Annotated in this window: 19 protein-coding genes; 11 read left to right on the top strand and 8 right to left on the bottom strand. The window is 53.6% G+C overall.

The window, feature by feature from the left end; all coding sequences use genetic code 11:
* Positions 1 to 503: 503 nt before the first annotated feature.
* Positions 504 to 1,205, top strand: a complete 702-nt coding sequence (locus FJ695_RS28290; protein ID WP_141186075.1) for a helix-turn-helix transcriptional regulator — start codon at positions 504 to 506, stop codon at positions 1,203 to 1,205.
* Between the two features lie 136 nt (positions 1,206 to 1,341).
* Here FJ695_RS28290 and FJ695_RS14230 read toward each other — a convergent pair whose 3' ends face one another.
* Positions 1,342 to 2,316 (bottom strand): NAD(P)-dependent oxidoreductase, encoded by a 975-nt coding sequence (locus tag FJ695_RS14230; RefSeq protein ID WP_141186074.1) that lies wholly within the window; start codon positions 2,314 to 2,316, stop codon positions 1,342 to 1,344.
* 262 nt (positions 2,317 to 2,578) lie between these two features.
* Between FJ695_RS14230 and FJ695_RS14225 the strand changes: the two genes are divergently transcribed.
* Positions 2,579 to 3,133, top strand: coding sequence for an alpha/beta hydrolase (locus tag FJ695_RS14225; protein WP_141186073.1), 555 nt, complete (start codon positions 2,579 to 2,581; stop codon positions 3,131 to 3,133).
* Positions 3,134 to 3,168: 35 nt separating this feature from the next.
* Here FJ695_RS14225 and FJ695_RS14220 read toward each other — a convergent pair whose 3' ends face one another.
* The gene (locus tag FJ695_RS14220) at positions 3,169 to 4,122 is read right to left on the bottom strand and encodes a DMT family transporter (protein ID WP_141186072.1); all 954 of its coding nucleotides are present in this window, start codon (positions 4,120 to 4,122) and stop codon (positions 3,169 to 3,171) included.
* Positions 4,123 to 4,234: 112 nt separating this feature from the next.
* Here FJ695_RS14220 and FJ695_RS14215 point away from each other — a divergent pair, with 112 nt between their 5' ends.
* Positions 4,235 to 5,158: a LysR family transcriptional regulator gene (locus FJ695_RS14215; RefSeq protein ID WP_141186071.1), complete on the top strand. Its 924-nt coding sequence runs from the start codon at positions 4,235 to 4,237 to the stop codon at positions 5,156 to 5,158.
* A 20-nt stretch (positions 5,159 to 5,178) separates the two neighbouring features.
* Here the strand turns inward: FJ695_RS14215 and FJ695_RS14210 are convergent, their stop codons facing one another.
* Entirely contained in the window at positions 5,179 to 5,985 is an 807-nt protein-coding gene (locus tag FJ695_RS14210) for an HpcH/HpaI aldolase/citrate lyase family protein (RefSeq protein WP_209010657.1), read from the bottom strand.
* A gap of 158 nt (positions 5,986 to 6,143) precedes the next feature.
* Entirely contained in the window at positions 6,144 to 6,467 is a 324-nt protein-coding gene (locus FJ695_RS14205; protein ID WP_141186070.1) for a DUF1476 domain-containing protein, read from the bottom strand.
* Between the two features lie 310 nt (positions 6,468 to 6,777).
* Here FJ695_RS14205 and purC point away from each other — a divergent pair, with 310 nt between their 5' ends.
* From purC to FJ695_RS14175, 6 genes are all read left to right on the top strand, one after another.
* Positions 6,778 to 7,542 carry a phosphoribosylaminoimidazolesuccinocarboxamide synthase gene (purC, locus tag FJ695_RS14200; protein ID WP_141186069.1) on the top strand — a complete coding sequence of 255 codons (765 nt, stop codon included), beginning with the start codon at positions 6,778 to 6,780 and terminating at the stop codon, positions 7,540 to 7,542.
* A gap of 137 nt (positions 7,543 to 7,679) precedes the next feature.
* Positions 7,680 to 7,919: a phosphoribosylformylglycinamidine synthase subunit PurS gene (purS, locus tag FJ695_RS14195; RefSeq protein WP_141186068.1), complete on the top strand. Its 240-nt coding sequence runs from the start codon at positions 7,680 to 7,682 to the stop codon at positions 7,917 to 7,919.
* A gap of 13 nt (positions 7,920 to 7,932) precedes the next feature.
* A complete protein-coding gene (locus FJ695_RS28285) occupies positions 7,933 to 8,040 on the top strand; it encodes a phosphoribosylformylglycinamidine synthase-associated small membrane protein (RefSeq protein ID WP_141186067.1) in 108 nt (35 codons plus the stop codon).
* An 18-nt stretch (positions 8,041 to 8,058) separates the two neighbouring features.
* A complete protein-coding gene (purQ, locus tag FJ695_RS14185; protein WP_141186066.1) occupies positions 8,059 to 8,727 on the top strand; it encodes a phosphoribosylformylglycinamidine synthase subunit PurQ in 669 nt (222 codons plus the stop codon).
* A 20-nt stretch (positions 8,728 to 8,747) separates the two neighbouring features.
* A complete protein-coding gene (locus FJ695_RS14180; RefSeq protein WP_141186065.1) occupies positions 8,748 to 9,002 on the top strand; it encodes a DUF2164 domain-containing protein in 255 nt (84 codons plus the stop codon).
* Between the two features lie 141 nt (positions 9,003 to 9,143).
* On the top strand, positions 9,144 to 11,153 hold the full coding sequence (locus FJ695_RS14175) for a methyl-accepting chemotaxis protein (protein ID WP_141186064.1): 2,010 nt from the start codon (positions 9,144 to 9,146) through the stop codon (positions 11,151 to 11,153).
* A gap of 112 nt (positions 11,154 to 11,265) precedes the next feature.
* Here the strand turns inward: FJ695_RS14175 and FJ695_RS14170 are convergent, their stop codons facing one another.
* The 3 genes from FJ695_RS14170 to FJ695_RS14160 all read right to left on the bottom strand — a co-directional run bounded on the left by FJ695_RS14170 (position 11,266) and on the right by FJ695_RS14160 (position 15,232).
* Positions 11,266 to 13,659 (bottom strand): methyl-accepting chemotaxis protein, encoded by a 2,394-nt coding sequence (locus FJ695_RS14170; RefSeq protein WP_141186063.1) that lies wholly within the window; start codon positions 13,657 to 13,659, stop codon positions 11,266 to 11,268.
* Positions 13,660 to 13,721: 62 nt separating this feature from the next.
* Entirely contained in the window at positions 13,722 to 14,297 is a 576-nt protein-coding gene (locus FJ695_RS14165) for a hypothetical protein (RefSeq protein WP_141186062.1), read from the bottom strand.
* A 134-nt stretch (positions 14,298 to 14,431) separates the two neighbouring features.
* Entirely contained in the window at positions 14,432 to 15,232 is an 801-nt protein-coding gene (locus tag FJ695_RS14160; RefSeq protein ID WP_141186061.1) for an AraC family transcriptional regulator, read from the bottom strand.
* A gap of 107 nt (positions 15,233 to 15,339) precedes the next feature.
* Here FJ695_RS14160 and FJ695_RS14155 point away from each other — a divergent pair, with 107 nt between their 5' ends.
* On the top strand, positions 15,340 to 15,876 hold the full coding sequence (locus FJ695_RS14155) for a peroxiredoxin-like family protein (RefSeq protein WP_141186060.1): 537 nt from the start codon (positions 15,340 to 15,342) through the stop codon (positions 15,874 to 15,876).
* A 157-nt stretch (positions 15,877 to 16,033) separates the two neighbouring features.
* Here FJ695_RS14155 and FJ695_RS14150 read toward each other — a convergent pair whose 3' ends face one another.
* Positions 16,034 to 16,261, bottom strand: a complete 228-nt coding sequence (locus FJ695_RS14150; protein ID WP_141186059.1) for a DUF1127 domain-containing protein — start codon at positions 16,259 to 16,261, stop codon at positions 16,034 to 16,036.
* Between the two features lie 102 nt (positions 16,262 to 16,363).
* Here FJ695_RS14150 and FJ695_RS14145 point away from each other — a divergent pair, with 102 nt between their 5' ends.
* Entirely contained in the window at positions 16,364 to 17,884 is a 1,521-nt protein-coding gene (locus FJ695_RS14145) for a PLP-dependent aminotransferase family protein (RefSeq protein WP_141186058.1), read from the top strand.
* Positions 17,885 to 18,003 lie beyond the last annotated feature (119 nt).

Genomic DNA, 18,003 nt, shown 5'->3' with positions numbered 1-18,003 from the left:
GCGGAAAGGCGAAAGCAACTCAGCACAAAGGGTAAGCCAGCGTTTGGTCGCACGCCTTACGCAAGCATTGTTATTTTCATCAAGCATCAAGACCGACAGGCACGTCGATTCCCTGACATTATTAATTAGACGTTAATTGGCTGTATTATTGGTAAATTTAACAATATACATAAAATGAAAATACAACCTTACCTTACTCCCCTTTCGGTAAACACACCCTATTACCTGGGGGAAAAGCAAACAAATTGGCACAAAAAGTCAACTAAGGGCATTTTACCTATTGGTACGTTCATCAATTGTATTGTAGCTTGAAGTTGCTGACGCATGGGAAGTTCTGCCCACGGAAGAACAACAAACGATCCCATAAATAAATGTGCAGCAAGTCGGGTTTGGCTGGGGTGACTGAATACCACACCAAACGCGAATTAACCCATCAAGGATTGCCTGCAGCGAACCTGTGGCAGTCCCAAAATACGGCATAAATGCCGTGAAGGATGTGCACAATGCTTGATCAAACCGAATTGAAGAACAAACTGAGAGCTATCTCAGAAGCAAATGCCGCTCACCATGTCCTAGATATTCTGGAGTCCAATCTCCGCCGCATGGGGGCAACGCATATTCTGATTACCGGTTTGCCAATGCCAAATCGTCCGATCGACAATTTGGTCCAGCGCTTCCGGTGGCCTGATCAACGCAATGACGGAATTGAAAGCACGTCGTTGTCTGCAAACGACAGCGCATTGATGCTGGGCCTTGGATCAAACCGGGCACGGATCTGGACAATCACAGCTGGTGACATGGAGCATTCCGATCTCATGGCATCTGCTGGTGAAGGCAGTCAGATTGTTGTGGTGCCGGTAACTGAACTTTATCCGTTCCAGGCTTTTGTCTTTGCAAGCGGCCCGTCGCTTCAAGTCAGCAAATATGATCTTGCCAATCTGGAAGCTCTTTCTGCCTCTGCATTCTCCCGCCTGCGTGAACTTGGTGTCGTGTCCGGGCAACGCCCGGGAGCTTTGTCGACCCGCGAACGCAAGGTTCTAGAGTTGACTGCATATGGCAAAACTGCTGGTGAAATTGCAGACGTTCTGGATATCTCCCAAAGGACTGTCCACGCGCACCTGCAGAATGCCAGCGTCAAGCTGAACGCCTCGAACAAGACGCACACGGTTGTCGAGGCCCTGCGGTACGGTCAGATTAACGTTTGACCATAGGCACCGGTATTCGCAAGGTGTCTGCCTAGGGCGCCTTGCCGTTCTACATACCCCGCCCGTTTGAGGCGGGGTTCTTTTTTGGCTAAATAGACACCTCCATCCGACTTGACGGAGTGCACAAATGTTCCGATCAGGCAAACCCGCCGGAAATCAATGAAGTTTTGCTCCATTCCTCAAGGGCACTGTCCAGATCGGTCTCGAAGGTATAACCGGACGCGGCCAACTTGGCCGGTACAATGTTGGTGGAGACGACCAGCTTCTGGATCCGGGCTCGATTGATCCCATTCTTAAAGCCCAGCGCATTCAGAACTTCAAACGGCAGGCTGGCAAGCTTCATCAGCGGAAGTGGAACAACACCTTTCGGCTGGGAAAGCCCCCCAATGCGCCCAAAGCTCTGGCAAATCTCTTCGATTGTGTAAGCATCCGGATAACAGAAGTTATAGAGCGACTGGCCTTCGTCTTGCTCCAGCATGAATTTCATGGTGCGGATCAATTCACCGACATAACCACATGCCTTAATTGTGTCTTTGCGGCCTGGATAAAGAAAGAACCCCTTCTTTAAAGCACCCGCCAATCGGGTAAAATTGCCCTTTTCTCCTGCACCGAAGACGACGGCAGGACGGACGATCACCAACTTGCGGTCTGTGCCCTCCTGCTGCCAGCTCTGCTGGATTTGTTCGGCAAGAAGTTTTGACCAGCCGTAGGCCGATTGTGGCGCGGGCACCGTCGTTTCTTCTTTAGGTGCCTCGTCCGGGCCATAAACGGCTATCGAACTGGTAAAGATGACTTTTTTCGTCTGTTTTGCCCTTGCAAATTCGCAAATATGCGTGGCACCGGCAATGTTGGTCTCATAATACTCGTGCGTCTCATGACCCGGTGTACGGTGCACGGCCGCCAAATTGTAGATTTCATCGGGAGATTGGCACAAATCTGCAGATAACGGCTGGCGAACGTCGGCAATCTTATAATCGACACCGTCTATCGGATCTGCCGGTGAAACCAGATCAACACACACCAGCTCATCATATTGGCCGGACCCTTTCAGAGCACGAAGCAAGTGAGACCCGATAAATCCCACTCCCCCGAAAACAACAGCCCCTGTCATGGTCTTTCCTCATCCCGAAATTCAACAGGGTAAAAAGGCACGAAAGAGCTGAATAAATTACTCACACTGGAAAACAAACTCGACGAAGTTGCCGCAATCTCAAGTGAATGTGATCTGAATACCTCGTTTCCTCGACTGGACTACAGGTAAAGAAGTTAAACGTTACATACCCGAATGCCAGCCAGCGTTTCGGCTGGACCTTATGCCCGAAGTGTGATTACACGCAGCAAAAATTGGCAGCCACGCGCTTGAGGACCCTATTTTGAAAATCTCGGAAACCGATATCCTGCTCATCCCGGGTTACGGCAAAACCTTGCCCGGACATTGGCTTTTGCGTTGGCAAGACAAGATGGCTACCGCACGCGTGGTCAAACAAAACGAGCTCCACCAGCCCACAAAAAAGGCATGGCTCGAAACTCTGGTCAAGGACGTCGAGGCTTGCAAACGTCCGGTCGTCCTCGTTGCCCATTCCCTGGGCTGCATTCTGGTTGCCCACGCAGCACATGCGCTTAAGGGAAAAATCCAGGGAGCCTATCTTGTCGCACCATCAGATTGGGACCGCGAAGGCCTCGTGAAAGAATTCGATGGCGGTGACTTCAAGCCGATCCCGGCCCATCCGCTGCCGTTCCCAGCCCATGTGGTCGCCAGCCGGAACGATCCTTACTGCGATTACGAGCGCGCTCAAGGTTTCGCCAAAACCTGGGGCACGACCTTCCAGGACGCAGGTGAAGCCGGTCATATCAATCTGGAGAGTGGACATGGCCCTTGGCCGGAAGGTCTGATGTCGTTTGCCCACTTTATGAAAAAGCTCGGATAATCCTGCTCTATCGCGAATTTTAGGTCCTCCGGTAATCAACCGGCGGACTTGTTCAATTTGTTTGTAATCCTGAGCGATCCATTCCCGATTGCTACCCCCAAAAAAAGCAACAGGACTGAGATCGCAAACAGGATTGAGATTTCTTCGCCGAACACCAGTGCGCCAGCCGCCACACCTGACAGGATTACAAAATAACCAACCTGGCTGAATCCGACGCCGTCTGTGTGCCGGTAGAGCTCAAATGTCAGAATGTAACTGAGTGCCGTAATCACCATTAAGCCAGTCACATGTGGCCACAACTCCACAATCACTGGCATCGATTGCTGGAATTCATCCAGCCCCAGAACAAAGGGGGCCAGCAGGATAACTTGAGAGATCAGTGTTCCGGCCGCCAGAACGGTAGGCTCTCCTCCTGCCGGGTAGGCTTTGTCCCGAAAGACATTGGTCACCGCCAGAAACACCGGCACCAATCCGAGCAACAACAACGACGTGCCGGAGATCATGCTGGTTTTGATGCCGGAAACCGTAGCCAGAAGAACGCCTGACAGGCCGATCAACAAACCCACAATTCTGTAAAGCGGCAGAAGCCGCCGCTCATAGGCCGATGCAGCCAGAAACGTAAACAACGGCGACACGGTCACTGCCATGGTGAACAGTCCCGCCGGAACTTCCTGTAACGCCATATATCCCAGCACTTGGGGAATACTGATCCCAAGCAGGCCGCCTATGAGGTAGTAACGCAAATGCGCGGAGCTCATCTGACCTTTGAGCTGGTTCGGACCGCGCACCAGAACCACGCCAAACAATAGCACCGCGGCTCCGGACACCTGCCAAAAGAACAGGGCAAACGGCGATGCTCCTTGAAGCACAACAAATTTGGCGAGAGCGAAGTTACCGCCAACGATCCCGCCAACCAGGATCGTGAGCGCCATGGCAAATCCTCTGCGGTTGGCTCGATGCGGCGATGGTGCGGCGCTGATGGTTGTCATGGAGAGGTATCCCGATTGAAAACGAAATGCGTGTCTCTCCTCAGATATTTCCTGCAGACAAACGCAACAATACAGGCTACTTGAAACTTATTGTTGCACCAGGATCAACAAAATGGATCGCTATATCGATGCCGAAGTGTTTGCTGCAGTCGCTGAGGCTGGCAGTTTCTCAAAGGCCGCTGTTGTACTCGGGCTTTCAAAATCGGCAATCAGCCGCCGGATCAGCGGCCTTGAAGCCCGCCTGTCCGTCCGTCTCATGGAGCGCACCACCCGGCACCTGCGCTTAACGGAGGCCGGTCAGCAATATCTGGCAAAAGTCAGCCCCGCCCTTGCTCAGATAGAAGAAGCCGAAACAATTGCCGAGCGCCACAGTTCTGTGGTTCGCGGGCATTTGAAGGTTCTGGTTCCAATGGCGTTCGGCCGGTTGCATGTGGCAAAGCATTTGCCGGACCTGTTTAAGCTCTATCCGGAGCTGACCATCGATCTCATCCTGGATGACCGGAAGGTCAATCCGCACGACCTTGGCTGCGATCTTGCCTTTCAGGCCGGGGATTTACCTGATTCAAGCCTGATCTGCCGCAAACTGGCGCCACTTTCAGGAATGATCTGCGCAGCGCCGGACTACCTGGAAAGCCATCCAGATATAATAGTACCGGCCGATCTCCTGGACCATAACTGCCTGCTCTATTCTTATTCAGACAATCGGGACAAATGGTACTTTAAATCGGAGCTCGGAAGCGAGGAAATCGCAGTTTCAGGCAACTACCAGATCAACAATGGTGAAGCGATATGCGAGGCGGCCGCCCTTGGGCTCGGCGTTGCCCGCGTGGCCACCTTCGTGGCAGCGCCTTACCTTGCCAATGGCACACTGGTTCAAGTCCTGAAAGGATATGAAATGCCGGAAAAAGCGGTCTACGCGGTCCACAGCAGCCGGACCCTAACACCCAAGAAAGTCCTGGTTTTTATTAACTTTTTTGCAGAACTCTACGGCCCCGGACGCCCCTATTGGGAGGCAGCCCTTACCGGCAATTCATGACTTGGCAAAAGGGACACGGCCTAGTAGCCAGCTGGTTGCCCAGATATTCGAGCTGAAATGGCTTCGACCTCTTTCAATGCAGATCGTGCGGCCTGATCAAACAGCATGATATCGGCGCCGTGTGTCATTAAGCGGTACCCCTGAGCGATGGCTTCTTCGACTTTGGGCGCCCCAAGGCAAAATATGCCGGCAATCTTTCCAGCCGCCTGCGCCTTTGAAGCAATTTCACCACATACGCGGGTGGTTTCATCACCATTCGGATCGAGTTTGTCCCCATTTGACAGGGTCAGGGAGAGATCACTCGGCCCAACAAAGATGCCATCAAGTCCCGGCACAGACAGAATATCGTCTAAAGCGTCAACAGCTTCCCGCGTCTCGATCATTGCAAGTGCAAGTGTCTGGGTATTTGCTTCCTTCAAGTATTCGCCCGAAGACTGATTGCTCAACGACACCGCCCGGAACGGCCCCCAGCTGCGCTCCCCCACAGGCGGATATTTTACTGCCCCGACAAAGGCTTCCGCATCTTTCCTGGAGTTGATCATCGGCGCGATCACACACTCTGCCCCGACATCCGCCAGACGGCTTGCCAGTGCATTGTCGCCCACTGGAATGCGGGCGATCCGGTGCGCCCCGCCGAGAGCCAATGCCGAAAAGCCATCGCACGCCGATTGAAAATCATGCATGCCGTGCTGCAAATCGAGTGTCACCGCTTCATAGCCGCCGCGGGCAAGCAGCTCCGCGATAATTGGAGCGGCAAGCATGGACCATCCGGTAATGACCGGTTGTCCTGACCGTAGTTTGTCGGCAAGCACAACATTCTCAGACACAGGTGACCTCCTCAAAAATCAATGGCATCAAATCGGCAAGCGCATCCCACTGCAAGACGTATTCATGGCCGAAGTGTTCGCATCGGCTGCTAAAACAAAAACGCTCGCCGGATCCGGCGAGCGTTTAATGTGTTTTTCAATGGCACGCTGCCTGCGGATCAGCCTTCTTCCTGGAGCTGGTCCACGGCCGTTGCCATCAATTCGTCCATGGTCCGGCGAATCTGATGGTCGGATTGATCAATGTTGTTCGCATCGAAGTCTTCACGGATTTTGCGGAAGACATCTTCGTCACCCGGCTCTTCGAAGTCGGCGCGGACAACTTCCTTGGCATATTCTTCTGCCTTGTCGCCTTCATGTCCCAACAGCTCTGCAGCCCACAGCCCCAGCAGCTTGTTGCGCCGTGCGGTCGCTTTGAACCGCAGCTCCTCGTCATGCGCGAATTTGCTTTCAAATCCCTGCTCGCGCTTGTCGAATGTGCTCATGCTTTTACGTCTCCTGAACTGCGCTGCACATCCCCTATATGGGGATCATTTGGCTCCTTCAATATCCCCCAGCGGGACGCAAATCAACGCACTAGCGTCACCGATTGGCCAAAAGCATGACATTCCCCTAAAAAACACGCAAAACATAAGATTGTGCTTTTGGCTTGGTTCGGGTAAGTTCCGCGCCGCAATCGAGGAATTGCTGCCTTTTGACCGACTGCCGGTCGAAGCTTAATTTCCTGGCAGAACGAGACATATAGGCGCAGGTCTCCATCGTAAGGTTTCTCTCAAAAACGAGACGGAAAAGCCCATGAACCGCCGCCGGCGCATTTATGAAGGTAAAGCGAAGATTCTTTATGAAGGTCCTGAACCGGGAACTCTGGTTCAGCACTTCAAGGACGACGCGACCGCCTTCAACAATAAGAAACACGAGATTGTTGACGGCAAGGGCGTGCTCAACAACCGTATTTCCGAATACATCTTCAACCATCTGAACGCGATCGGGATCCCGACTCATTTCATCCGCCGGATGAACATGCGGGAACAGCTGATCCGCGAAGTGGAAATCATTCCGCTGGAAGTTGTTGTGCGCAATGTGGCCGCAGGTTCCATCGCCAAACGGCTCGGCCTGGAAGAAGGTACGCAGCTGCCCCGCTCCATTATCGAGTTCTACTATAAGAACGACGAACTCGACGATCCGATGGTTTCGGAAGAGCATATCACCGCTTTTGGCTGGGCTACACCGCAGGAACTTGACGACATGATGGCGCTGGCCATCCGCGTCAACGACTTCTTGTCCGGCCTGTTCCTGGGCGTCGGCATCCGCCTCGTTGACTTCAAGATTGAATGCGGCCGCCTGTTTGAAGGCGAGCTGATGCGCATCGTTGTTGCCGACGAGATTTCCCCGGACAGCTGCCGTTTGTGGGATATTGAAACCAACGAAAAAATGGACAAGGACCGCTTCCGCCGTGAAATGGGCGGAATGCTGGAAGCCTACCAGGAAGTCGCCAAGCGTCTGGGACTGATGACCCAGAACGAACGGCCAGTCGGATCCGGCCCCACCTTGGTAAAATAAAGACGAAACGCCCCTGCCCTTTGAAAATCGGCGGGGGTTTTTCTTAGTCTTATGCCGTCTTTGCCTTTGCGAACCGGTTCAGCTGGTGTATGGAGCGCGCAACAGCCCCTGCCAGATGCCGATGGAGAACAAAAATCATGAAAGCGCGTGTGATCGTCACCTTGAAAAACGGTGTTCTCGATCCTCAGGGAAAAGCCATTGAAGGCGCTCTTGGAGGTCTCGGTTTCGGTGACGTTGACTCGGTCCGCCAGGGCAAGGTCTTCGATGTTGAATTGACCGGCTCCGACACGGATGCGGCCAAAGCCGAACTTGAGCAGATGTGCGAAAAACTGCTCGCCAACACCGTCATCGAAAACTACGCAATCGAGATCGCCTGAAGCGGGACACCCCATGGATGACGACGCAAAGAATGCTATTGTCTTTCTGGGCCTCAAGGCAGCGGTCTTCATCCTTGTTCCAGCCCTTGCCGCTCTCATTGCCGTTTTTGTCTTGCTCTGAACCATCGGATTTTGCCCCATGAAAACCGCCGTCATCGTTTTCCCAGGCTCCAACCGCGACCGTGACATGTTCCATGCCCTGGAACTCATCACCGGCGCCCGCCCTGTTGGCGTTTGGCACACCGAAACCACGCTCCCAGATGCTGATCTTGTTGTGGTTCCAGGCGGCTTTTCTTACGGCGACTATCTGCGCTCCGGTGCGATTGCCGCCCGCTCACCGATTCTGAAGGATCTGGTCGCCAAGGCCGAGAGCGGCGTGTCCGTTCTAGGCGTGTGCAACGGATTTCAGATCCTGACCGAAGCTGGCCTTTTGCCGGGTGCATTGATGCGCAATGCCGACCTGCATTTTGTCTGCAAGGAAGTCATGCTGGAAACCGTCAACAGCGCGACCCGCTTCTCGGGCAAGTTTGAAAAAGGTCAGGTCTGGCGCTGCCCGGTGGCCCACCACGACGGAAACTATTTCGCCGACGCTGAAACACTGAAGTCGGTTGAAGATAATGGCCAGGTGATCTTCCGCTATGCTGAGGGCACCAATCCGAACGGTTCAATCAACGACATTGCCGGCGTCATGAACGCGAAGGGCAATGTGCTCGGTATGATGCCACATCCGGAAAATCTGGTTGAACCGCTGCACGGTGGCCTGGATGGCCGTCTGCTGTTTGAGAGTCTCTTGGATCAAGCGGCCTAAACCGGACATTGGAGGCGGGTATGGCAGATCAATCTCTCGACAAAGAAACCCGGACCCGCCTTGTCGCGCAAATCCAACGTTACTTCGATGATGAGCTGGAACTTGAAATCGGCAATATGGACACTGAGTTCCTGATCGATTTTCTGTCTACAAACCTCGGCGCCGCTTTTTACAATCTCGGCTTGAAAGACGCTCAGGCCCTTCTGGCGCGCAAAGTCGATGACATCAATGACGAATTCTATGCGCTGGAAAAGACGCTCAGTGATCGCAAGTAAGTGATGTAATCGGCTGATTTCAAACACTTTCGAATTCATGCAAATATATAATTTTTTCTATGTGTTAAGCCTTTCTTCAGGATAACGCCGCTTAGATATTGTCAGAATTCTCTAGTTCCCTCGTATTTTGAGGCCAGAAACATGAGCAATCTGACTTTCTTCGACCGGATTTCCCTTCGCAACCGGGTCGCCGCTCTGGCTTTTAGTGCCGTCTTTGGTTTGTCCGTCATTGGGGTTGCCCAATATGTTTCGGACAGTTCAATCACAAAGGCATCTGAAGACTTTGAAGTTGCGCAAGAGGACTACGAGAAACTCTCCGTCCTTAATCGCAAAATCCTTGCTCTCAAGGTAGCTGAACAAAACCTGCGGGCCGAACGCAAAGCGGCTGCACTTCCCGGAGTAGAAGCAACACTTACGGCAGTCTCGGATTTTCTTTCAAGCCAAAAAACCGATGCGCTTCTGACCCAATCTTTTGCCAGCTATAGCGGCGCCTTGCATCAATACAGGGAAAACCTAGCGCTTCTTGGATATCGAGACCGGCAATCTGTCGTCGTCGCCGAAGGTGGGCAGCAAGGAATCAATACGCCAACGGGCTATACAGTTGATGCCAGCAACACTTCTGCAAAGATCGCAGCGCGGATTTATGAAGAGCTGGAGTTTGACGATCAGCCTGCCGTATTCCAGGTCGCATTATCGTTTGAAACCCTTCAACGGGATATCGTCAAAATCATCTCCGGCGAAGACAACAGCCATCTTCAAGTTGCAGAGAGACGGATCGGTGATCTCCAATCCCTTCTGGAAGAACCGGATCTGGATAGTGATTTCACTGACAGTATGACGAGCTTGCTCCAGGAGCTGTCCACCCGCCTGGATAATCTGGGAACGGCAGAAGGTAAGCTGGCGATAGCCCAGGAGACATTGAACAGCTCGTACTCCGGCCTCGACAACACTTTATTGGCCCAGTTGAAGACAACCCAGAAATCGGCAGCAGATATTCATGCTGCCCTTAATGACACTCGTGATTCGGCGGCTACCCTCATTTTTGGCGCAGTCGTCCTGACGTTGTTGACCCAAATCGGAGCGGGATTTCTGATTGTTTTAAGCGTGTCCAGGAACCTTTCTGACATTACCGGCGCGACGGGACAGCTCGCGGCTGGCAATTTGGATCATGAGATCCCGCAGACCGAAGCCAATACAGAAATTGGTGAGTTGGCACGTGCGCTCGTTGTATTCCGGGACAATGCGCTGGATCGCCGGCGCTTGGAAAACGACGCAGAGAAGGAAAACGAGGCCAAGGCCACCCGCCAGAGCGAAATCGATCAGACGATTGCAGCTTTCAAACACGATATCGTAGCAATGCTTTCATCGGCTGAAAAAACGATCGACGACGCTCATGTGCTGGCCGGAGGTCTGGTCGACACCAGCGAACGCAATTCCCATGAGGCCAGCAATGCCAACGAAGCTTCAGAGCTTGCATCGGAAAATGTTCAAGCGGTCGCTGGAGCGACCCAGCAATTGAGTGGTGCGATTGGAGAAATCTCTGAGCAAGTAACCCAGACCTCACTTCAGATCGAAAAAGTCAGCATCAGCGCCAGTGCGACAAACGAAGATGTGGATCAGCTCGCTGAGGCGGCAACCAAGATCGACGAGATCATTGTTCTGATCCAGGCGATTGCTGAGCAGACTAATTTGCTCGCCCTCAACGCAACAATCGAAGCTGCCCGCGCCGGCGAACATGGCCGCGGTTTTTCGGTTGTTGCCAGCGAGGTCAAATCGCTCGCCAATCAGACCGCAAAAGCGACCGACGAAATCTCCAGCCAGATCAAGGCCATTCAATCGTCCAGCCAAACTACCGTCGCGGCCATGTCGCAGATAACCGGCATTATCACAGATGTTCAGGAAAGCACCGTTGCAATAGTTGGTGCCATTGAGGAACAAACGGCAGCAACCAATGAAATCAGCCAGAATGTCGGGTCCGCCGCAGAGCGGACACAGCAAATGGCAACCAATGTATCCAGTTTGCGGGAAACAGCTTCTGACACCATGCACTCAGCTGGCAAAATCCGCGATGCGTCCCGCGAAATCAGCGCGATCAACAAACAGCTCAATGACCGGATCGACGCCTTTCTCAATGAAGTTAGCGCTGCTTAGATTCCGCTGCAATGGGATAGCGTTATGCGGCTTTTTAGCTGTATTGTGCTGTAGATTTCCAAGCCGCACTTAACTGGCCCAGACCGCCAAGCGGTCGGGGCCTATGAGTTTGTCAACTTGCGATGGCCACGCTCTTCTCAGCTGCCAGCAACTCGATCCCGGCGCCCTCTTCAGAAACCCATGCCACTCGGCCGCGTGTTTCCGGCATACCCCGGCGGCATACAATCACTTCCATATCTTGAGACAAGCCATCAACCGGTTCGACGCCCAAACCGCCGTCAGTTTCGTCCCGTAAAGACACCTGGAACGTTTGGCCATTTGCAATGAGATCGATCGCCTCACCGGCAACCTTTTTCCGTAAGGCCGTCCGCCGGTCATGAACATCCTTGTTCATGGCTTGAAGAAAATCTTCGACAGCTTCGAACAGATCGCTTGAGATGTTTTTGACCTCACCGCTCGTGGCATTCACCGATCCGGCCTCTTCGACCGTCGAGGAGATCGCACCCGAGGTCAGTTCGACATTTTCCATCGCCTTCTGTGTTCCGTTGGCAGCAATGGTGATGCTTTTGGTGATTTCTTCGGTCGCCTGGCGCTGGTCACCAACCGACTGTGTGATGGAGTCGGCCATGGTCTGCACATTGGAAATCGACGAAACGATCTGGCGAATAGACTCCAGCGTGTCATTGGTCAGGTTTTGAACACCGGAGATCTGGGCTTCTATTTCCTCTGTTGCATTGGCGGTCTGCTCAGAGAGCGCCTTGACTTCAGAGGCTACAACCGCAAACCCGCGTCCGGCTTCTCCAGCCCTAGCAGCCTCAATTGTGGCATTCAGGGCCAGGAGATTGGTTTGCGCGGCAATTTCGCGGATCATTCCAACGACCGCCCCAATTTTTTCCGCAGCGCTCGCCAGTCCCGTCACTTGGGTATCTGTTTGGGTAGCAACGTCTGTCGCTTCCCCGATCACATCGCCGGCACGCGTGGTTTGCTCAAGAATCTCGCTGATAGACGCTGTCAGCTCTTGCGCCGCTGACGCGACGGTCTGGACGCTCTGAGACGATTGTTCCGTTGCCTGATTGGCTTCATTGGCACGATCAAAGGCACCTTCGGCAATTGTGTTCATTTTGCCGGCGCTTTTGATCATCGCGTCCGTTTTGATCGTCACCTTGGCCACCACGCCTTCGATCAGGTCTCTGAATTCAGTGATCGACTTCGCAACGATGCTCTGGCGCATCCGCTCGCGGGACCGCTCTTGAACCTCTTCTTCCTCCAACTCTTCGCGCCGCTTCACACTTTCACGGAAGTACTCAACCGTGCGAGTCATGTCATCGATTTCATCCTTGCCATTATCCTTTGGCAGGACAACATCTATCGCGCCATCTGCGAGCTGTTGCATCGCATCCGCAAGCCGGTTGATCCGACGGGTGAGACTTCTGGAGTAAAAAAATCCGACAAGCCCGGCAAACAATGCAATGAGTGCAGCAATCAGAACCAGGTTTCGTTGCAGAGCCTGCAGTGGCGCTTGAACCTCATCTGTGTCCTGGGTCACGATCACAGCATAGGCATTGCCAAGGGTTTCAAACGGCGCAATGGCGGCTGAAACGGATCTACCGTTTACATCATCCAACCCCAGATACTTGCTATCGGCTGCCATATGCCGCGTGACATCGGACCGGCTAAATGAAGTGTCGAGGAGTTCGCTTTTTTGCGGCGTGCGTGCGCTATCATTCTGACTGACACCGTCTGCATTCACCCAGTGGACATTTCCAGTTTTGCCCAACCCGGCATAAGTCGCCAGCGTATCCGATAGTTTCCCAGTTGGCGCATGCACGGCCAGAACGCCAATGGTTTTACGGCCAATCGAGACGGGAACGGCCAAAATTCCAGCAGGTTGGCCGATATTTGGCGCGTAGGCTTCGAGATCCAGCATATGGACCGACCCCGTTTCTCCCGCGATAGCCTTTTCAAAGGCGCGGGCCAGAACCGTGCTCGACCACTTTGGTGACTTGAGATTTGCTGTAAAATCCGCCCGTTTTTTCAGCGAATAAACCACATTGCCGTCGGGTGAAATCAGCAACAGATCTCCATACCCATTTTCGCTGGCATAGCGGCGCAGAAGCGGATGAAAACTTTTGTGCGAGCGATCATAGGGTTTGCGGCCCGCGCGCACCAGCTCGTCCCTTTGATCCGCTGGGTGCGGATTATCGGTCACATAAATTTTCCGCATCCTATCAGCGGCACCATCGCCAGCCTTTTTCCAGCCAGACTGAAAATCGGCAAGAGATGCTCGAACCAGCTGACTTTCCACCATCGAGCGTAAGGACCCTGCATAGGTCTCAATCTGACTTTGCAGCGCTGCACGATGGCTTTGCGCAAGTGCAGTCAGGCGGTCTTCGGTCAATGTTCCGATAAGGCTGCTGCCTGATAAGAAACTGGCAAAGCCGACCGCAACAGAGCAAATGAGCCCAAGTCCAACAATGATAGCCGGCAATGTCTTGGAAATTTTCATGGTTTGCCTCTTTTGTTCCGGTCGGCAATTGTGTGTGTCAAATGTCTGAGCGCTATTCGGCCTTAGAGCTGTTCGATGTTGACACCGAATGTCACTGCCCCAATCGGCTCACCGGTGTCGGGGTCTGCGACCGTGATACTGACTTGGCTTTGCAACTGTTGGGTTGAATCATCCTGTTCCAGCTCGCCGATCAGGACGGAGTTAGGACCCTTGCCAAAGGTCTCTTTCCATTTGGCTTCGTCTCCTTGCCAATAGTCCGAGGTGACATCGCTTTGACCAACATTGAGACCCTTTGCATCCATCACAAAGATCTCGGTAAACAGCCCACCGCTTCCGTCCTGGATATCCATCAGGTATCCAGACAAGTCATTGCCAAGAACATCATCGATCATGGGCTGGTCGTTGGATTCGGCCTCAGCACGCCAGGTTTTATCCAGTTCATCGATTTTGGATTGATCATATGTGGCAGTGCGCTCATTTTGGCTTTTGATCGCAGCGATCACTTCTTGAGAACTAGAAATATCGGCTATTTTGCCAACCGACAGGGCTTTGAGCTCCGATTCAAATTGATTGGCGGATGCCGGGATCGCCGCCGCAACAAAAACTGCACCAGCGACTGCAAGACTACGTAACGTCATGATTGCTTCTCCAGTTAGGACGGACTGGAGGTTGCAGTAAATTCGTTAACATGAATACAATCTGTAATTGCATAACTTATTACAATGCAATTAATACCTATAAAGAATAATCACATTGAAATAACACGCAAAATTCAGCTGATTTGCCGGACACGCCTCGGCGGCGCGCCATAACGTTTTGCGAAGGCGCGAGAAAATGACGCGGCACTGGAAAATCCGCACATATTGGCTACAGATTTGACCTGCCGGCCAGCCGCTAGTTCGTCCCGCGCAATGTCTAAACGCCAATTCGACAAATACATCATGGGCGTAGAGCCGATCAGATCCTTGAACGTCACCGCGAATTGGGTCCTGGACATCCCAGCAACCTCTGCCAACCTTTCCAAGGTCCAATTTTCACCCGGCGCCTCATGAATTGCGACCAGCGCCTGCGCAACCCGCGAATCGGACAGTCCGTTCAACAATCCGGTGTCGACTCTTTCGCCTTCGAGGGCATGGCGCAGCAGCCGTATGACCACAACTTCGCAGAGTCGTTGAAAGACTGCTTGCCCGCCACAGCGCGGCCGCATGACTTCTTCGATCAGCGGCATGACAACAGAAGACAGGCTCGGGTCTTCGGCAAGATCGATAGACAGGCACACAGGAAGGGCTGTGAAAAGCCGTTTGCCTACACCAGAGATTTCAATTTGGGTGGAAACCAGCACACTTTCGTCGGCTCGTGGCCGCACCTTGTCCAGTCCACTCGAAACTCTCTTGTTAGCTGGGCTCAAAATTAGCCGGAGATCCTGAGCCGGGTCCTTGCAAATCCATAAAGTCGCGCACTCTACATCCGGACCACTTGAGCCGTTGTCGCTGACATGGACCCGCAAGCGGTCAATCAGAGAAGACAGTCGATCCAGTCGGCCGTTGAAATTCGTGCGGTAAGGGCTCTGCATTTCCGTACTCAATGTTATTATTTTTGTACATTTACGCCGATATCGTTCGATATGCTAGCCAAATCTTTCGTCAAGAACTGCGCAGATGCGCTGAAAAAGGAAATGGCATGCTCACTCCAAGACAAAAAGTCCCAGCACTAACGGTTGAAACGCTGTCCTCAGGCACCTTTGATTTGACCGCAAGCACCGCGGAATTTGCAACACTCGTCGTGTTTTACCGCGGCCTTCATTGCCCGATCTGCGCCACGTATCTGAAAGAACTCGGCCGTCTCCTGCCCCAACTGAAGGAACGCGGCGTTGAGGCAATCGCGATTTCGTCCGACACGGAAGACCGCGCGCAACAAATGGCCGAGAAGGTCGGTCATGAGGATCTTCGCTTTGGACATGATTTGCCGCTTAACGTGGCAAAGGACTGGGGCCTCTATATTTCGACAGGACGCGGTAAGACGTCCATCGGCATCGAGGAGCCGGAATTGTTCTCCGAGCCAGGTGTGTTCCTGATCAAGTCGGACGGAAGCCTCTACTTTGCGTCCGTCCAGACGATGCCGTTCGTCCGCCCGCATTTCCAGGAAATGCTCGGGGCGTTGGATTTCGTGAAGAAAAACGATTACCCGGCCCGCGGTGAATACACCGGCGCAGTCTGACCGATTGCAGGCGCCCGGGGGAAACGGGCGCCTGCCAATCCGGAAGTGTGCCAGTCAGGTACTTAGGCTGCCACACCTAACTGACATGAGGAAAACTTCCGGAAACCTTCCTAAGACGGATCGGAGGTTCCCTCCATCCGGCACAAGGGCATTTCTCCTAGCGAAACCGAGGCCCTTGCCAGAACGGCTTTTCCACTTCTTTACGAACTTCAGCCGGGGTCAGACCAATGTCCTTCAGTTGCGCATCGGTGAGCTCTGCCAGATGTCCGCGGCTTCTCGCTGTCAGCATCCAGCCCAAGACCTTTTGCACGAATGTTGATCGCGGCGCGGCCTTGCCAGCAGGTGCGGGGCAATGGACGGCGGAGATTGACTCTATTGCACTCATTTTCAAAACTCCTTAGGGCACAATCAACACAATTATCAAAATTGTGCGGCGACAATCATATGAATTGACTCCTTCACGGTGGCAATATACAAAATTGTCACCATGACAAATTGGCTTCCTGATATCCCGGACGGGCATGGCCCGATCTACTTGCGCCTCGCGGATCAGATTTCCGCGGACATTGCCTCTGGTTCACTTGCGGCTGGCACCAAACTACCGCCGCAACGCGACCTTGCGTATGATCTGGGCGTAACGGTTGGTACAATTGGCCGGGCATACGCGACCATCCGCCAACGTGGGCTTGTCACCGGAGAGGTGGGCCGAGGAACCTACGTCCTGGGCAGCAAGGGCCCCTTGCCGCTTGAGGAAAACACAAAGCCATCTTTGAGCGCTGAACACCGAGGACCGCCTGCTTATGCAAATGTCCGTAATGAACCACTGGAAGGCCGGTCATGGGTTCAAGATGCGACGCAGCCACCCTTAGACCGCGCATTTGCTGGAACACGGATTCCCGTTCCCCATGACACGGCGATCCGCTTTGACAGCACATCAGCTCCAGAAATTGGTCAGGCCGAAGTCATCGGGGATCTGACGTTACAGATCACCCGGGACCGGCCTTACGAGATTGCCAGTTACACGCGCGCCGTGCCGCCAGATTGGCGAACGGCCGGCAAACGCTGGCTCTCAAGAAGCGGCTGGGAACCGGACGAAGGCAGCATCGTCCCAACAACCGGAGCGCAGGCGGCGATCATGTCGATCATCGCGGCCACGACCGCACCCGGAGACCGGATCGCCTTTGAGGATTTGACGTACAGCTCCATTGCCCGGGGGGCAGCGTTATCCGGTCGGCGGCCAGTTGTGGTGGAACGGGATCAGGAAGGCCCCCTGCCCGAGGATCTCTCCCGGGTCTGCGCACAAACTCATCCGCGCATCCTGTTCCTCATGCCGACAATGCACAATCCCACTCTCGGCTTCATGAGTGAAACCCGGCGGCAGGACATTGTCGCCGTAGCCCGCCAGCATAATCTCTGGATCATCGAGGATGAAGTCTACGGCTCCTTGCGGGAGACATCCGTCCCACCAATCGTTGCCTTGGCGCCAGAACGGACCTTTCATGTCGGCTCACTCTCCAAATCTGTGACAGCCGGTGTCCGCGGCGGATGGATTTCCAGCCCGCACGCCTATGCCCAAAGAATATATACCGCCCACAAGATGCTGACTGGCGGCATTTCTTTCCTCTTGTCAGAGCTTTCTACGCGTCTGGTTCTGTCCGGCGCAGCAGACAACTTCCGTGAAAAAGTCCGCGCCGAAATCGCTGCGCGGCACGCACTTGTCGAACAGCATCTCGGTTCCTTCGAGTACCGTTCCGCACCGGACTGCCCGTTCCTGTGGCTGAAAGTTCCCGAACCTTGGAATCCTGGAACATTCAAAGCAGCAGCCGCGGCAAACAATGTGCTGGTGGACGATGAGGACGAGTTCAAACCCGGACGCACGGGCAAGGTCTATCACAGTATCCGGATCGGCTTCAGCAATCCGCTCACCCGGGAAGACACGATCGACGGGCTGGCGGCCGTTGGAAATCTGCTTCAAGACAGCTGCGCCTGTTACGACAGCTTCGAATAGGCCGATATCTTCTGAAAAGCTTGCGAATAGGCCTTAACAGTCAAATGAATCGAACCTGGCCTCTCCCCATCTGCGATTTTGTCTGCTAAACCGGCGCGAAACTGGCCCAGGCGCTTTAA

The sequence above is a fragment of the Labrenzia sp. PHM005 genome, from assembly GCF_006517275.1.
Taxonomy (GTDB): domain Bacteria; phylum Pseudomonadota; class Alphaproteobacteria; order Rhizobiales; family Stappiaceae; genus Roseibium.
The sequence above is the reverse complement of the archived record's forward strand: the minus strand, read 5'-3'. Positions and strand labels throughout refer to the sequence as shown.

Bases quoted from the DNA above. Each gene is read 5' to 3' on its own strand.
- FJ695_RS28290 (WP_141186075.1), top strand. From the start codon at position 504: ATGCTTGATCAAACCGAATTGAAGAACAAACTGAGAGCTATCTCAGAA.
- FJ695_RS14230 (WP_141186074.1), bottom strand. From the start codon at position 2,316: ATGACAGGGGCTGTTGTTTTCGGGGGAGTGGGATTTATCGGGTCTCAC.
- FJ695_RS14220 (WP_141186072.1), bottom strand. From the start codon at position 4,122: ATGACAACCATCAGCGCCGCACCATCGCCGCATCGAGCCAACCGCAGA.
- FJ695_RS14215 (WP_141186071.1), top strand. From the start codon at position 4,235: ATGGATCGCTATATCGATGCCGAAGTGTTTGCTGCAGTCGCTGAGGCT.
- FJ695_RS14205 (WP_141186070.1), bottom strand. From the start codon at position 6,467: ATGAGCACATTCGACAAGCGCGAGCAGGGATTTGAAAGCAAATTCGCG.
- purC (WP_141186069.1), top strand. From the start codon at position 6,778: ATGAACCGCCGCCGGCGCATTTATGAAGGTAAAGCGAAGATTCTTTAT.
- purS (WP_141186068.1), top strand. From the start codon at position 7,680: ATGAAAGCGCGTGTGATCGTCACCTTGAAAAACGGTGTTCTCGATCCT.
- FJ695_RS28285 (WP_141186067.1), top strand. From the start codon at position 7,933: ATGGATGACGACGCAAAGAATGCTATTGTCTTTCTGGGCCTCAAGGCA.
- purQ (WP_141186066.1), top strand. From the start codon at position 8,059: ATGAAAACCGCCGTCATCGTTTTCCCAGGCTCCAACCGCGACCGTGAC.
- FJ695_RS14180 (WP_141186065.1), top strand. From the start codon at position 8,748: ATGGCAGATCAATCTCTCGACAAAGAAACCCGGACCCGCCTTGTCGCG.
- FJ695_RS14175 (WP_141186064.1), top strand. From the start codon at position 9,144: ATGAGCAATCTGACTTTCTTCGACCGGATTTCCCTTCGCAACCGGGTC.
- FJ695_RS14170 (WP_141186063.1), bottom strand. From the start codon at position 13,659: ATGAAAATTTCCAAGACATTGCCGGCTATCATTGTTGGACTTGGGCTC.
- FJ695_RS14165 (WP_141186062.1), bottom strand. From the start codon at position 14,297: ATGACGTTACGTAGTCTTGCAGTCGCTGGTGCAGTTTTTGTTGCGGCG.
- FJ695_RS14160 (WP_141186061.1), bottom strand. From the start codon at position 15,232: ATGCAGAGCCCTTACCGCACGAATTTCAACGGCCGACTGGATCGACTG.
- FJ695_RS14155 (WP_141186060.1), top strand. From the start codon at position 15,340: ATGCTCACTCCAAGACAAAAAGTCCCAGCACTAACGGTTGAAACGCTG.
- FJ695_RS14150 (WP_141186059.1), bottom strand. From the start codon at position 16,261: ATGAGTGCAATAGAGTCAATCTCCGCCGTCCATTGCCCCGCACCTGCT.
- FJ695_RS14145 (WP_141186058.1), top strand. From the start codon at position 16,364: ATGACAAATTGGCTTCCTGATATCCCGGACGGGCATGGCCCGATCTAC.